Raw genomic sequence first — 12,513 nt, forward strand, 5'->3', positions numbered from 1 at the left:
TTCCCACGCAGAGCGTGGGAACGATCAGTAATCATCCCCGCGCTCGGTGATGTCCTTCTCCACCATCGGCGCCTCCAGATCCTGTCCTTCGGGGAATTTTCCCTTCAGATTCCACGCAAACGCGATGATCTCGGCGATCGTGCGGTACAGCTCCTCGGGGATGCTGTCGCCCAATTCCATCCGCGCCAACAAGCGCACCAGCTCGGCGTTCTCGTAAATCGGCACTTCGCAGTCGCGGGCGATGCGCAGGATTTCTTCGGCCAGTTCGTCGTCACCTTTGGCAGTGAGGGTCGGGGCGTGGTTGCCGTCGTATTTGAGGGCGATGGCCTGGCGTGGGGCGGTGGAATCGTTCATGCGGTTTCGTCGACCCAGCGGTGTTCGAGACGGGTTTGGTTGCCTTGCGGCGGCGTGCCTTGGTGGCAGTCGATATCGCCGACGTTGAGTCCGCGATCAAGCAGGCGTTGGCGCAAGGCGAACAGGTTATTTTCGATCAGGTCGGCGGTGTAGGACCGTTCGGCCCACAGTTGGCCGGACAGGCTGCCGGCGACCAGTTGCGCCTGAATCTGCATTGGCCCGAGCGGTTCCATGTCGAACGCCAGATCGACGCGCCACAGTTGCTGCTTGGGTTCGCGTTCGTCACGGCGTTCGTTCGGTTGCGGCTCCCGTTCCGGTGCCTCTTCACGCTGGAATTTGACCTGCAACGGCACGATGTCTTGCATATTTCGCATGGGGATTTCCAGCTGCCAGGTGCTCAGCAAGCGACCATCATCGGTGACGCCGGTCTGTTCAAGACTCGACAGTTGATGGCTTTGCAGGCGCGACACAGCAGCGGCGGCGAGGCGCAGCAGATGCTCCAGATCTCCTTCGCCATCGAGACTTTGCAGCAGGCGGTCGGGCAGGGGGAAGCTGCTTGGCACCGGTTTCGCGCTGACCTGGCCGAGGGTGCCGAGGGCATTACGGACGAAGCTCGGCAGCGCTTGCGCCAAAGTGTTGGCCGCGATGATTGCGTTGAAACTGGCGTTGCCCGGCGCTCCCGGCGACAGTTGCGCGATCAGTTTGAGCAGATCGGCTTTGATGTCCGGAGTCAGGGTTGGGTTCTGCCCGGTGAGCAATTTGGCTTCGAGGAAGGCGCCGCTGTTGGCCAAGGCCAGCGCCACGCCTTTGGAAGTGGTCATTTGCTGCAGATCGGGGAGGCTGGCGAGCAGTTTGTCGACCGCCGCGCGCAAGTCCGCTGAAGTCTGATCGTTGTCCGCCGGCAGATTTTGCAGTGCATTCAGCAGACCGCTCAGAGACGCTTGGCGACTTTGCTGGCCGACCAGTTGCTGACTGACGGCCAGTTGTTCCTGTCGGCTGCTCAGGGGCAGGAATTTCAGGGTTTGCGCATCTTCCACCAACGCCGAAAGCAACGTGCCGATGCGCAGCGGTTGCGGGCTGTCGATGGTCAGCGTGCTGCCGCTCTGCGCGGTGTTGAGCAAACTGACCAGCGAACGGAACACCGTCGCTTGCCCCGGCGTTTGCGGCAGTAGCTGCGAAGTCAGGACTTTGCCTTGCAGCAACGTGCCCACGGGCAATTGCGACGTATCAATGCGGGTGAGGGCGGCGACGCTGCTGGCGATGGCCTGTTGCACGGTGATCGCCAGGTTGCCGGCCGAGGGTTGGGTGATCGCAATGCTGGTGCCTTGCAGCAATGGCAGATTGCTGGTCGCTTGCACGGTGGTCTGGCGGCCGCTGTCCAGCGTCACTTTGAGCAACAATTGAAAGGTCTGATCCGCCTGCTTCAGCGACAACACCTCGGCCTTGGCACTCTGGCCGGCGCCGATCAAGCCTTCGACCGGCGTCAGCAGCTTGAGCAGCTCACCGACCTGCGGGCGAGCGGTCGCCGGTGTGGCCTGCGGGAGCGGGAGGATGTTCATTTCGCCTGTCATACAGTGAAACAACCTTTAGAAAATGCACTCTGGGGAGTCGGGCACGCCATGTATAATGCCGCCCGTCTTGCGATTCGTTCAAAAAAACATAGCAATTGTTTGACGCAGCTCTCTAGATCGAGCCGTCATTGCATTTATGCTGCATCTCTTTAACGGCCGCGCCAGAGCCGACTTGAACCGTATAAGGCCCGTGATCCCTTGACCAGTCCTGTCCTGCAAACTGTTGCCCTCGCGTGTGAACGTGATCTACGGCTGCTCTTCGAGAATCTCGAATTGAGACTGGCCAGTGGCGATATGGTGCAAATCAGCGGTCCCAACGGCAGCGGTAAAACCAGTTTATTACGCCTGTTGGCCGGGTTGATGCAGCCGACCGACGGTCAAGTCCTGCTCAACGGTTTGCCGCTGACTGAACAGCGCAGCGAACTGGCGCGCAACCTGTTGTGGATCGGCCATGCTGCCGGAATCAAGGATTTGCTGACCCCGGAAGAGAATCTCTCGTGGCTCTGCGCCCTGCATCATCCAGCCGAACGCGAGGCGATCTGGCAAGCGCTGGCAGCCGTAGGATTGCGCGGTTTCGAAGATGTTCCCTGCCACAGCTTGTCCGCCGGCCAGCAACGCCGCGTGGCGCTGGCGCGGTTGTATCTGGACAGTCCGCCGCTGTGGATTCTCGACGAGCCGTTCACCGCCCTCGATAAACAAGGCGTGGCGCAACTTGAAGAACATCTGGCCAACCATTGTGAACGTGGCGGTCTGGTGGTGTTGACCACGCACCACACGCTGAGCCGGATGCCGGCCGGTTATCGCGATATCGATTTGGGGAACTGGGCAGTATGAGTGTCTTCGGCCTGCTGGTTGCCCGTGAATCGCGACTGCTGTTTCGCCGCCCGGCGGAGCTGGCCAATCCGCTGATTTTCTTCGCCATCGTCATCGCTTTGTTCCCGCTGGCCGTCGGCCCGGAAACTCAAGTGTTGCAAAACCTGTCCCCGGGGTTAGTCTGGGTGGCGGCGCTTTTGTCGGTCCTGCTCTCGCTGGACGGGCTTTTCCGCAGTGATTTCGAAGACGGATCCCTGGAACAGTGGGTCCTTTCGTCGCACCCCCTGCCACTACTGGTATTGGCCAAGGTGCTGGCACACTGGCTTTTCTCCGGTCTGGCACTGGTTTTGCTCTCACCTCTGCTGGCGTTGATGCTCGGTTTGCCTGCCGCGTGTCTGCCGGTTTTGTTGCTGTCGTTGTTGCTGGGTACACCGGTGCTGAGCTTGCTCGGCGCGGTGGGCGCGGCACTGACGGTCGGTTTGAAACGCGGTGGCCTGTTGTTGGCGCTGCTGATTCTGCCGTTGTACATCCCGGTGTTGATCCTTGGCAGTGGCGCCTTGCAGGCCGCCCTCCAAGGCATGCCGGCGACCGGGTATCTGCTGTGGCTTGGTAGCCTGACCGCCCTAGCGATCACCCTGACACCTTTTGCAATAGCTGCTGGCCTGAAGATCAGCGTCGGCGAATAATGAGGTCTGATCAAAATTTGATCAGCAAAGACCCAAATGCTAGCTCACATCGATGAGCGGCACCCGTGATGGAAACAGTATGAACTGGACCTGGTTTCACAAGCTCGGCTCACCGAAGTGGTTCTACGGCATCAGCAGCAAGTTCTTGCCGTGGCTGAGCATCGCAGCGTTGCTGTTGATTGGCGTCGGCGTCGTTTGGGGGCTGGCCTTCGCGCCGCCGGATTATCAGCAAGGCAACAGCTTTCGCATCATCTATATCCACGTGCCTGCCGCGATGCTCGCGCAGTCGATCTACGTGATGCTGGCGGTGTGCGGCATTGTCGGTCTGGTGTGGAAGATGAAACTGGCTGACGTCGCCCTGCAATGCGCGGCGCCGATCGGTGCGTGGATGACTGCTGTGGCTCTGGTCACCGGGGCGATCTGGGGCAAACCGACCTGGGGTTCGTGGTGGGTCTGGGATGCGCGGCTGACCTCGATGCTGATTCTGCTGTTCCTGTATTTCGGCGTGATTGCGCTGGGCAATGCCATTAGCAATCGCGACAGCGCCGCCAAGGCCTGCGCGGTGCTGGCCATCGTCGGGGTGATCAACATCCCGATCATCAAATACTCGGTGGAGTGGTGGAACACCCTGCACCAGAGCGCAACCTTTACCCTCACCGAAAAACCGGCGATGCCGGCCGAGATGTGGCTGCCGCTGTTGCTGACCGTTTTGGGTTTTTACTGCTTCTTCGGCGCCGTGCTGTTGCTGCGCATGCGCCTTGAAGTGCTCAAGCGCGAAGCCCGCGCCAGTTGGGTGAAAGAAGAAGTACAGAACAGTCTGGAGGCCGCTCGATGAGTTTTGCTTCATTCGGCGATTTTCTCGCCATGGGCCATCATGGCCTGTACGTCTGGTCGGCCTACGGCATTTGTCTGGCGGTACTGGCGCTTAACGTGGCGGCGCCGATCCTGGCCCGCAAGCGGTATCTGCAACAAGAGGCGCGTCGTCTGCGCCGGGAGAACGGCAAGTGAATCCGCTGCGCAAGAAACGTCTGATCATCATTCTGGCCATTCTGGTCGGGGTCGGCGCTGCCGTCGGCCTGGCCCTTAGCGCCCTGCAGCAGAACATCAACTTGTTCTATACGCCGACGCAGATCGCTAACGGCGAAGCACCGCAAGACACGCGCATCCGTGCCGGTGGCATGGTTGAGAAGGGCTCGCTGCAACGTTCACCGGACTCGCTGGACGTCAAATTCGTCGTCACCGATTTCAACAAATCCGTGACCATCACCTATCGCGGCATCCTTCCGGACTTGTTCCGCGAAGGGCAGGGCATCGTTGCGCTGGGCAAGATCAACGCTGATGGCGTGGTCGTCGCCGATGAAGTGCTGGCCAAGCACGACGAGAAGTACATGCCGCCGGAAGTGACCAAAGCCTTGAAAGACAGCGGTCAATCCGCCCCAACACCTGCGAAGGAGGGTTGATCCATGACGTCGGCGATTTTTATTCCTGAGTTGGGCCATCTGGCGATGATTCTGGCGCTGTGTTTTGCGCTAGTGCAGGCCGTGGTGCCATTGATTGGCGCCTGGCGCGGTGACCGTTTCTGGATGAGTCTGGCCCAGCCGGCCGCGTGGGGGCAGTTTGCTTTTTTGCTGTTCGCCTTCGGCGCCTTGACCTACGCATTCATGGTCGACGACTTCTCCGTCGCTTACGTGGCGAACAACTCGAATACCGCGTTGCCGTGGTATTACAAATTCAGCGCCGTGTGGGGCGCCCACGAAGGGTCGTTGCTGCTGTGGGCACTGATTCTCGGTGGCTGGACGTTCGCGGTGTCGGTGTTCTCCCGCCAGTTGCCGCAAGTCATGCTCGCCCGCGTGCTGGCGGTGATGGGCATGATCAGCACCGGTTTCCTGCTGTTCCTGATCCTCACGTCCAACCCGTTCAAACGCATCCTGCCGCAAATGCCGAGCAACGGCGCTGACCTCAACCCATTGCTGCAAGACATCGGCCTGATCGTTCACCCGCCGATGCTGTACATGGGTTATGTCGGTTTTTCGGTGGCCTTCGCTTTCGCCATCGCCGCGCTGATGGGTGGTCGACTGGATGCGGCGTGGGCTCGCTGGTCGCGTCCGTGGACGATCGTCGCCTGGGCCTTCCTCGGCATCGGCATCACTCTCGGTTCGTGGTGGGCGTATTACGAACTCGGCTGGGGCGGCTGGTGGTTCTGGGATCCGGTGGAAAACGCTTCCTTCATGCCTTGGCTGGTCGGCACCGCGCTGATCCACTCGTTGGCGGTCACGGAAAAACGTGGCGTGTTCAAGAGCTGGACGGTGTTGCTGGCAATTGCTGCGTTCTCGCTGAGCCTGCTCGGCACCTTCCTCGTGCGTTCCGGCGTACTGACCTCGGTACACGCGTTCGCCTCCGATCCTGAACGCGGCGTGTTCATCCTGATCTTCCTGCTGTTTGTGGTCGGTGGATCGTTGACGCTGTTCGCCCTGCGCGCGCCAGTGGTGAAGAGTCAGGTCGGCTTCAACCTGTGGTCGCGGGAAACCCTGCTGCTGGGCAACAACCTGGTGCTGGTCGTGGCCGCGTCGATGATCCTGCTTGGCACACTCTATCCGCTGATTCTCGATGCGATCAGCGGCGCCAAGCTGTCGGTCGGCCCGCCGTACTTCAACGCGCTGTTCATTCCTTTGATGGCGCTATTGATGGTGGTGATGGCAATCGGCATGGTCGTGCGCTGGAAAGACACCCCGGTGAAATGGCTGGTGAACATGCTGACCCCGGTGCTGCTGGGTAGCGTGGTGCTGGCCGTGGTTGCCGGTATCGCTTACGGCGATTTCAACTGGGCGGTGATCGCGACCTTCCTGCTCGCCGCGTGGGTATTGCTCGCCGGTGTGCGCGACATCTTCGACAAGACCCGCCACAAAGGCCTGATCAAAGGCTTGCCGACCCTGACCCGCAGCTATTGGGGCATGCAGATCGCTCACCTCGGCATCGCGGTTTGCGCGTTGGGCGTGGTGTTGTCGAGTCAGAACAGTGCCGAGCGTGACCTGCGTCTGGCGCCGGGCGAGTCGATGGATCTGGCCGGTTATCACTTCGTCTTCGAAGGCGCCAAGCACTTCGAAGGGCCGAACTTCACGTCTGACAAAGGCACCATCCGCGTCATTCGCAATGGCAAGGAAATCAGCGTGCTGCACCCGGAAAAACGTCTGTACACCGTGCAGAACTCGGTGATGACCGAAGCCGGGATCGACGCCGGTTTCACCCGTGACCTGTATGTCGCCCTCGGCGAGCCGCTGGATAACGGCGCGTGGGCCGTGCGCGTGCACGTCAAACCGTTCGTGCGCTGGATCTGGTTCGGCGGTTTGCTGACCGGTCTCGGTGGTTTGCTGGCGGCACTCGATCGACGTTATCGGGTCAAGGTGAAATCCAAAGTGCGTGAAGCGCTGGGCATGACAGGAGCGGCTGCATGAGACGTTGGTTGATGCTGGTGCCATTGGCGATTTTTCTGCTGGTGGCGGTGTTTCTGTATCGCGGTCTGTACCTTGATCCGTCTGAGCTACCGTCAGCGATGATCAACAAGCCATTCCCGGAGTTTTCCCTGCCGAGCGTGCAGGGCGACAAGACCCTGACCAAGGCTGACATTCTCGGCAAACCGGCGCTGGTCAATGTGTGGGGCACCTGGTGCATTTCCTGCCGGGTCGAGCATCCGGTGCTGAACAAACTCGCCGAGCGTGGCGTGGTGATCTATGGCATCAACTACAAAGACACCAACGCCGATGCCTTGAAATGGTTGAGCGAATTTCACAACCCGTACGTGCTGGACATTCGTGACGACGAAGGTTCGCTGGGCCTGAATCTCGGTGTGTACGGCGCGCCGGAAACCTTCTTCATCGACGCCAAAGGCATCATCCGCGACAAATACGTCGGCGTGATCGACGAGCAAGTCTGGCGCGAAAAACTCGCGGCCAAATATCAGGCGCTGGTCGATGAGGCCAAGCCATGAAGCGTTTTCTAGCTGCCGTGGTATTGGGTTTGAGTCTGGTTGGCGTGGCCCATGCCGCCATCGACACCTACGAATTCGCCAAAGAAGGCGATCGCGAGCGCTTCCGCGAACTGACCAAGGAACTGCGCTGCCCCAAGTGCCAGAACCAGGACATCGCTGACTCCAACGCACCGATTGCCGCTGACCTGCGCAAAGAGATTTTCCGCATGCTCGGCGAGGGCAAGGACAACCAGCAGATCATCGACTTCATGGTCGATCGCTACGGTGATTTCGTCCGCTACAAACCGGCACTCAACGCCAAGACCGCGCTGCTGTGGTTCGGCCCGGCCGGTCTGCTGCTCGGTGGCTTCGTGGTGATCGCGGTGATCGTCCGCCGTCGTCGCGGTCAACGCGCCGACACCCCGCAATCGCTGTCCACCGAAGAGCGTCAGCGCCTCGACCAACTGTTGGATAAAAACCAAGAATGATTGATTTCTGGCTTGCCGCAGGGCTGTTGCTTCTGGTCGCCCTGAGTTTCCTGCTGATCCCGGTTCTGCGTGAACGACGCGCCCAGCGTGAAGAGGATCGTACTGCCCTGAACGTCGCGTTGTACGAGGAGCGAGTTGCCGAGTTGCAATCGCAACAGGCCGAAGGCGTGCTCGACGCGGCGCAAATGGACAGCGGTCGCGCGGAAGCCGCGCGTGAGTTGCTGGCCGATACCGAAGGGGTTGCGGCGCCACGGGTTTCCCGATTGGGCAAACCGTTGCCGCTGCTGGCCGCGGTGCTGGTTCCGGTGCTGGGGCTGGGCTTGTACATGCATTTCGGTGCCGTGGAAAAAGTCGAACTGACCCGCGAATTCGCCGAAGCACCGAAGTCGATGGAAGAGATGACCCAGCGTCTGGAGCGCGCCGTTGCCGCGCAACCGGATTCTGCTGAGGGCGTGTACTTCCTCGGCCGTACCTACATGGCTCAGGATCGTCCGGCGGACGCAGCGAAGATGTTCGAGCGCGCCGCCAATCTCGCCGGTCGCCAGCCGGAACTGCTCGGCCAGTGGGCGCAGGCGCAGTATTTTGCCGATGGCAAAAAGTGGTCGGACAAAATTCAGGCACTGACTGACGAAGCGTTGAAGGCTGATCCGAAAGAAGTCACCAGCCTCGGTCTGCTCGGCATCGCCGCGTTCGAAGGCGAGCGTTATCAGCAAGCCATCGATTACTGGAACCGTTTGCTCGCGCAATTACCGCCGGACGACAATTCCCGTGCCGCGCTGGAAGGCGGAATCAAACGCGCCGCCGAACGACTGGAAGCCAGTGGTGGCAAGGTCGCTGCGGCGCCCGCGCCGGCGAAAGCTGCGCTGTTGAAGGTCAGCGTTGATCTGGCCAGCGAGCTCAAAGGCAAAGTGCAACCGGGCGACAGCGTGTTCATCTTCGCCCGCGCCACCTCCGGCCCACCGGCACCGCTGGCCGCCAAGCGCCTGACCGTGGCGGATCTGCCAGTGACCGTCGAACTGGGCGATGCCGACGCAATGATGCCGCAGTTGAAACTGTCGAACTTCCCTGAAGTCCAACTGGTTGCGCGCGTGTCCCGTGCCGGCCAACCGACTGCCGGGGAATGGGTCGGTCGCAGCGACCCTCTGGCCAGCAGCACCACCGCGCCACAAACACTGACCATCGACAGCCCGGACAAATAATCGGGCAAACAAGGAAAGCACCGCCATGCACACCATCGCCCGAATCACAGTCCTCACACTGGCCCTGGGCTTGAGTGCATGTGCGGCGCAACGCCCGGAACCGACGACCAACCTGCCGCCGATCCCGCCGTCACAACCAAGCCCGACCCCGTCGACCTCGCCAACACCGGGCAAAAGCATCCCGGCGAAACCGGCAAAACCCGTCCCGCGCACCTCAGCCAGCTTCGCTCCACCGCCGGGCGGCAACAGCCACTGGGATCAGAAACTCGGCGTCTACGTTCTCGACGACCAGACCAACACCTTCTACCGCCAGCGCACCTACTACCGCTGGAACAACGGCTGGAGCCGCTCGATCAGCCCCAACGGCCCGTGGGAAGACACCAACATCCACGGCGTGCCACCGGGACTGGGCAAGCAGTTCGGGGAATAAATGAAAACGGCGATCCTCGGATCGCCGTTTTTTTGTCTGCGTCATGCGCAAATCTTGAAGCGGCTCGAGAAACCCTGTGGGAGTTCTGATCGGAGATGCTTTTGATGCGATCAATCACATGTTGTAAAACAACCGGGCGTCGCTCTGAGCATTTCTGTGCTTGAGTAAAGGTAACTCTAGGGTTATTTTTAAAAGGCCAAGGCAAGGAGGCGGTTGGTGCAAAGCAGGCAATTGATCAAGGAGCTGGAGGAGGCGGGCTGGACGCTGGATCGGATCACCGGCAGTCATCACATTTTCACTCATCGCTATAACCCGAACACGATTCCCGTCCCTCATCCTAAGAAGGATTTACCGTTAGGGACGGTCAAGAGCATCAGGCGGCGTGCGGGGTTATACAACCCGTCAGTCAGTTACAAAGGAGATCCGTAATGCAATACCCAATCTGCATCGAATGGGGCGACGAGAACACTGCCATCGGTATTCAGATCCCCGATATTCCTGGCGCCGTGACGGCCGGGGATAGCTTTGAAGATGCCTACAATGCGGCCGTCGAAATTGCGCACATCATGCTGCAGGAGATTGCAGCAGATGGCGACGCTATTCCCATGCCGACCTCTGCCTCGGCGCACCGTAATAACCCGGAGTTCGCCGAGATGGGCTGGGGCATGCTCGAGCTGGATATCTCGCCGTATCTGGGCAAGACCGAAAAGGTCAACGTGACGCTCCCCGGTTACGTGATTCAGCGCATCGATCGTTATGTGCGCGAACACAACGTCAAAAGCCGCTCCTCCTTTCTGGCGGATGCGGCGATGGAGAAGCTGGTTCGGTATTAACCGTCCTCGCTCCCTCAGGCCCGGTGAGTGACCTGTGGGAGCGAGCCTGCTCGCGAAGCTTTTGCAGCTTACGCCGTGGCCAACGATCGCCCTTGCGAAGCACTCAAAAACCGCAGCAACGCCAACAACGGAAACACACTCCCCACAATCACGATCCACAACCAGCCGCCATGTTCATACACCGCACTGGCCACCGACGAGCCGAAGGCGCCGCCGATGAAGATGCTGGTCATGTACAGGGCGTTGAGGCGGCCACGGCTTTTTGCATCCAGCGAGTAGACCGCGCGTTGGCCGAGCACCATGTTCATCTGCACGCAGAAATCCAATACCACGCCGGTCACGGCCAGGCCGATGACGCTGTAGGCGGGGTGGATGAACGCGGGCAGGAAGCTCAGGCTGGCGAAGATCATGGCCAGCAGCGAGGCGATGCGGGTGTGGCCGGCGTCGGCCAGGCGCCCGCTGATTGGGGCGGCGATGGCACCGATGGCGCCGACCAGAGCGAAGATCGCAATTTCGCTTTGCGACAAACCATGGTTACGCGCCAGTTCCAGCGGCACGGCCGTCCAGAACAGGCTGAACGTGGCGAACATGCAGCCCTGATAAAACGCGCGCTGACGCAGCACCGGTTGTTGGCGCAGCAGCGTCCACAACGAGCCAAGCAGTTGGCCATACGTGGCGCTGTGATCCGGCTGGCGCTTGGGCACGGTCAGCGCCAACACCACGCTGATCGCCGCCATCAGTGCCGCAGCAATCATGAACATCGCCCGCCAGCCGAGGTGATCTGCAACCACGCTCGATACCGGTCGTGCTAACAGAATCCCCAGCAACAAACCGCCCATGATCCCGCCGACCACACGGCCACGGGATTCCTCCGGAGCAAGGTGCGCCGCCAGAGGAATCAGAATCTGCACCGACACCGAACTGAAACCCACCAGCAACGAGATCAGCAAAAACACATTGGGCTGATCGGTAAACGCCGCCGCCAACAGGCTGGCAATCGCCACCACGGTGGTGATGATCATCAACCGACGGTTTTCCAGGAGATCCGCCAGCGGCACCAGAAAGAACAGGCCCAGCGCATAACCGATCTGCGTCAGCGAAACGATGAAACTGGCCATGGTGTCGCTCAGGCCGATGTCCGGCGCGATCAGGCCGATGATTGGCTGCGCGTAGTAGATGTTGGCAACGATGGCGCCGCAGCAGAAGGCGAACAGCAGCACCATGCCTCGGGTCATTGCGTGAGTCGTGGCGGTCATAGGGGTTACTCGATCCAGCGAAAGGAATGCGGTGAGGCTAAGGGACAAACCGAACGGGCAGAAGCAGCCTTCGGTTGATATCAGTTATTACGTCGGGTAATGACGGCCGTGGCCATTCGGGGCGAACCTTGCGTCCGACCTTTGAGGGCTGATGATACATTCACTTACATCTTCTTCGATAGCGTGCTTATGTTTGCATCGGCTTGTTCCACGTTGATCACCGGAGGAATGCAATGTTTCGTCAGACGCTTCGCCACACCGCAACGCTTGTCCTGATCAGCCTGCTCGGCGCCGCCAGCGTGCAGGCCGCCGACGCACCGGGCATGCGCCTCGGCGTGCGCGGCGAGATCACCGGGGTCAGCCCGGACAGCTTCAAAGTCCACGTCAAAAGCGGTGAGAACGTGGTGATTCAGTTGACCGGCGACACCAAGGTTCGCGCCGTTACCCTGGCCAACATCGAAGACATCAAACCCGGCAGCTACATCGGCTCGGCAGCGATGCCTCAGGAGGACGGCACGCTCAAGGCGCTGGAAGTGCATGTGTTTCCACCGGAGCTGGCGGGGAGTGGCGACGGTCATCGACCGTTCGATCTGGCCAAGGGCAGCAGCATGACCAATGGCAGCGTCGGCGATCTGGTGGTGAGCAACGGGCGGGTGCTGACGGTGAACTACAAGGGCGGGCAGCAAAAGATACTGGTGCCGGAAGATGTGCCGATTGTGAATCTGCTGCCGGGCGATCGGAGCTTGCTGAAGGTTGGGGTGAAGATTGTCACGTTCGTGACGCAGAGCGCGGATGGCACGCTGACGGCGCAATCCATCTCCGCCGGCAAGGATGGCCTGACCCCACCGATGTAATCGCCTAAACACAATCCCCCTGTAGGAGCTGCCGAAGGCTGCGATCTTTTGATCTTGTATTTAAG

At 60.4% G+C, this 12,513-nt stretch carries 16 protein-coding genes; 13 read left to right on the forward strand and 3 right to left on the reverse strand.

Annotated elements, in window-relative coordinates; all coding sequences use genetic code 11:
• Positions 1-24: 24 nt before the first annotated feature.
• Together QMX93_RS26865 and QMX93_RS26870 are read right to left on the reverse strand one after the other, a co-directional pair.
• Complete coding sequence (locus QMX93_RS26865; protein WP_282358554.1) at positions 25-354, reverse strand: EscU/YscU/HrcU family type III secretion system export apparatus switch protein; 330 nt, start codon at positions 352-354, stop codon at positions 25-27.
• The gene (locus QMX93_RS26870; RefSeq protein WP_282358555.1) at positions 351-1,925 is read right to left on the reverse strand and encodes a flagellar hook-length control protein FliK; all 1,575 of its coding nucleotides are present in this window, start codon (positions 1,923-1,925) and stop codon (positions 351-353) included. Before QMX93_RS26870 ends, QMX93_RS26865 begins: the two co-directional genes overlap by 4 nt.
• A gap of 198 nt (positions 1,926-2,123) precedes the next feature.
• Between QMX93_RS26870 and ccmA the strand changes: the two genes are divergently transcribed.
• From ccmA to QMX93_RS26930, 12 genes are all read left to right on the forward strand, one after another.
• Complete coding sequence (gene ccmA / locus QMX93_RS26875) at positions 2,124-2,759, forward strand: cytochrome c biogenesis heme-transporting ATPase CcmA (protein WP_212544237.1); 636 nt, start codon at positions 2,124-2,126, stop codon at positions 2,757-2,759.
• Positions 2,756-3,424, forward strand: a complete 669-nt coding sequence (ccmB, locus tag QMX93_RS26880) for a heme exporter protein CcmB (protein WP_007919970.1) — start codon at positions 2,756-2,758, stop codon at positions 3,422-3,424. Before ccmA ends, ccmB begins: the two co-directional genes overlap by 4 nt.
• Before the next feature lie 79 nt (positions 3,425-3,503).
• Positions 3,504-4,259: a heme ABC transporter permease gene (locus QMX93_RS26885; RefSeq protein WP_282358558.1), complete on the forward strand. Its 756-nt coding sequence runs from the start codon at positions 3,504-3,506 to the stop codon at positions 4,257-4,259.
• On the forward strand, positions 4,256-4,432 hold the full coding sequence (ccmD, locus tag QMX93_RS26890; RefSeq protein ID WP_008055370.1) for a heme exporter protein CcmD: 177 nt from the start codon (positions 4,256-4,258) through the stop codon (positions 4,430-4,432). The genes QMX93_RS26885 and ccmD overlap by 4 nt, the downstream gene beginning before the upstream one ends.
• A complete protein-coding gene (gene ccmE, locus QMX93_RS26895; RefSeq protein ID WP_053118425.1) occupies positions 4,429-4,884 on the forward strand; it encodes a cytochrome c maturation protein CcmE in 456 nt (151 codons plus the stop codon). The genes ccmD and ccmE overlap by 4 nt, the downstream gene beginning before the upstream one ends.
• A 3-nt stretch (positions 4,885-4,887) precedes the next feature.
• Positions 4,888-6,876 (forward strand): heme lyase CcmF/NrfE family subunit, encoded by a 1,989-nt coding sequence (locus QMX93_RS26900; RefSeq protein WP_282358564.1) that lies wholly within the window; start codon positions 4,888-4,890, stop codon positions 6,874-6,876.
• Entirely contained in the window at positions 6,873-7,409 is a 537-nt protein-coding gene (locus tag QMX93_RS26905) for a DsbE family thiol:disulfide interchange protein (protein ID WP_212544239.1), read from the forward strand. Before QMX93_RS26900 ends, QMX93_RS26905 begins: the two co-directional genes overlap by 4 nt.
• The gene (locus QMX93_RS26910; protein ID WP_212544240.1) at positions 7,406-7,876 is read left to right on the forward strand and encodes a cytochrome c-type biogenesis protein; all 471 of its coding nucleotides are present in this window, start codon (positions 7,406-7,408) and stop codon (positions 7,874-7,876) included. The genes QMX93_RS26905 and QMX93_RS26910 overlap by 4 nt, the downstream gene beginning before the upstream one ends.
• Positions 7,873-9,075: a c-type cytochrome biogenesis protein CcmI gene (gene ccmI, locus QMX93_RS26915; protein ID WP_282358567.1), complete on the forward strand. Its 1,203-nt coding sequence runs from the start codon at positions 7,873-7,875 to the stop codon at positions 9,073-9,075. Before QMX93_RS26910 ends, ccmI begins: the two co-directional genes overlap by 4 nt.
• A gap of 25 nt (positions 9,076-9,100) precedes the next feature.
• Entirely contained in the window at positions 9,101-9,505 is a 405-nt protein-coding gene (locus QMX93_RS26920; protein WP_282358569.1) for a hypothetical protein, read from the forward strand.
• Between the two features lie 216 nt (positions 9,506-9,721).
• Entirely contained in the window at positions 9,722-9,934 is a 213-nt protein-coding gene (locus QMX93_RS26925; RefSeq protein ID WP_053118442.1) for a type II toxin-antitoxin system HicA family toxin, read from the forward strand.
• On the forward strand, positions 9,934-10,338 hold the full coding sequence (locus QMX93_RS26930) for a type II toxin-antitoxin system HicB family antitoxin (protein ID WP_053118443.1): 405 nt from the start codon (positions 9,934-9,936) through the stop codon (positions 10,336-10,338). The genes QMX93_RS26925 and QMX93_RS26930 overlap by 1 nt, the downstream gene beginning before the upstream one ends.
• 68 nt (positions 10,339-10,406) lie before the next feature.
• Here the strand turns inward: QMX93_RS26930 and QMX93_RS26935 are convergent, their stop codons facing one another.
• Positions 10,407-11,594, reverse strand: coding sequence for an MFS transporter (locus QMX93_RS26935; protein ID WP_053118445.1), 1,188 nt, complete (start codon positions 11,592-11,594; stop codon positions 10,407-10,409).
• Between the two features lie 233 nt (positions 11,595-11,827).
• Between QMX93_RS26935 and QMX93_RS26940 the strand changes: the two genes are divergently transcribed.
• A complete protein-coding gene (locus QMX93_RS26940; protein WP_282358573.1) occupies positions 11,828-12,448 on the forward strand; it encodes a DUF5666 domain-containing protein in 621 nt (206 codons plus the stop codon).
• The last annotated feature ends 65 nt before the right edge of the window (positions 12,449-12,513 follow it).

The sequence above is a fragment of the Pseudomonas sp. PS01303 genome (assembly GCF_029959385.1).
Classification (GTDB): Bacteria; Pseudomonadota; Gammaproteobacteria; order Pseudomonadales; family Pseudomonadaceae; genus Aquipseudomonas; species Aquipseudomonas rustica.

Bases quoted from the DNA above. Each gene is read 5' to 3' on its own strand.
- QMX93_RS26865 (WP_282358554.1), bottom strand. From the start codon at position 354: ATGAACGATTCCACCGCCCCACGCCAGGCCATCGCCCTCAAATACGAC.
- QMX93_RS26870 (WP_282358555.1), bottom strand. From the start codon at position 1,925: ATGACAGGCGAAATGAACATCCTCCCGCTCCCGCAGGCCACACCGGCG.
- ccmB (WP_007919970.1), top strand. From the start codon at position 2,756: ATGAGTGTCTTCGGCCTGCTGGTTGCCCGTGAATCGCGACTGCTGTTT.
- QMX93_RS26885 (WP_282358558.1), top strand. From the start codon at position 3,504: ATGAACTGGACCTGGTTTCACAAGCTCGGCTCACCGAAGTGGTTCTAC.
- ccmD (WP_008055370.1), top strand. From the start codon at position 4,256: ATGAGTTTTGCTTCATTCGGCGATTTTCTCGCCATGGGCCATCATGGC.
- QMX93_RS26900 (WP_282358564.1), top strand. From the start codon at position 4,888: ATGACGTCGGCGATTTTTATTCCTGAGTTGGGCCATCTGGCGATGATT.
- QMX93_RS26905 (WP_212544239.1), top strand. From the start codon at position 6,873: ATGAGACGTTGGTTGATGCTGGTGCCATTGGCGATTTTTCTGCTGGTG.
- QMX93_RS26910 (WP_212544240.1), top strand. From the start codon at position 7,406: ATGAAGCGTTTTCTAGCTGCCGTGGTATTGGGTTTGAGTCTGGTTGGC.
- ccmI (WP_282358567.1), top strand. From the start codon at position 7,873: ATGATTGATTTCTGGCTTGCCGCAGGGCTGTTGCTTCTGGTCGCCCTG.
- QMX93_RS26920 (WP_282358569.1), top strand. From the start codon at position 9,101: ATGCACACCATCGCCCGAATCACAGTCCTCACACTGGCCCTGGGCTTG.
- QMX93_RS26930 (WP_053118443.1), top strand. From the start codon at position 9,934: ATGCAATACCCAATCTGCATCGAATGGGGCGACGAGAACACTGCCATC.
- QMX93_RS26935 (WP_053118445.1), bottom strand. From the start codon at position 11,594: ATGACCGCCACGACTCACGCAATGACCCGAGGCATGGTGCTGCTGTTC.
- QMX93_RS26940 (WP_282358573.1), top strand. From the start codon at position 11,828: ATGTTTCGTCAGACGCTTCGCCACACCGCAACGCTTGTCCTGATCAGC.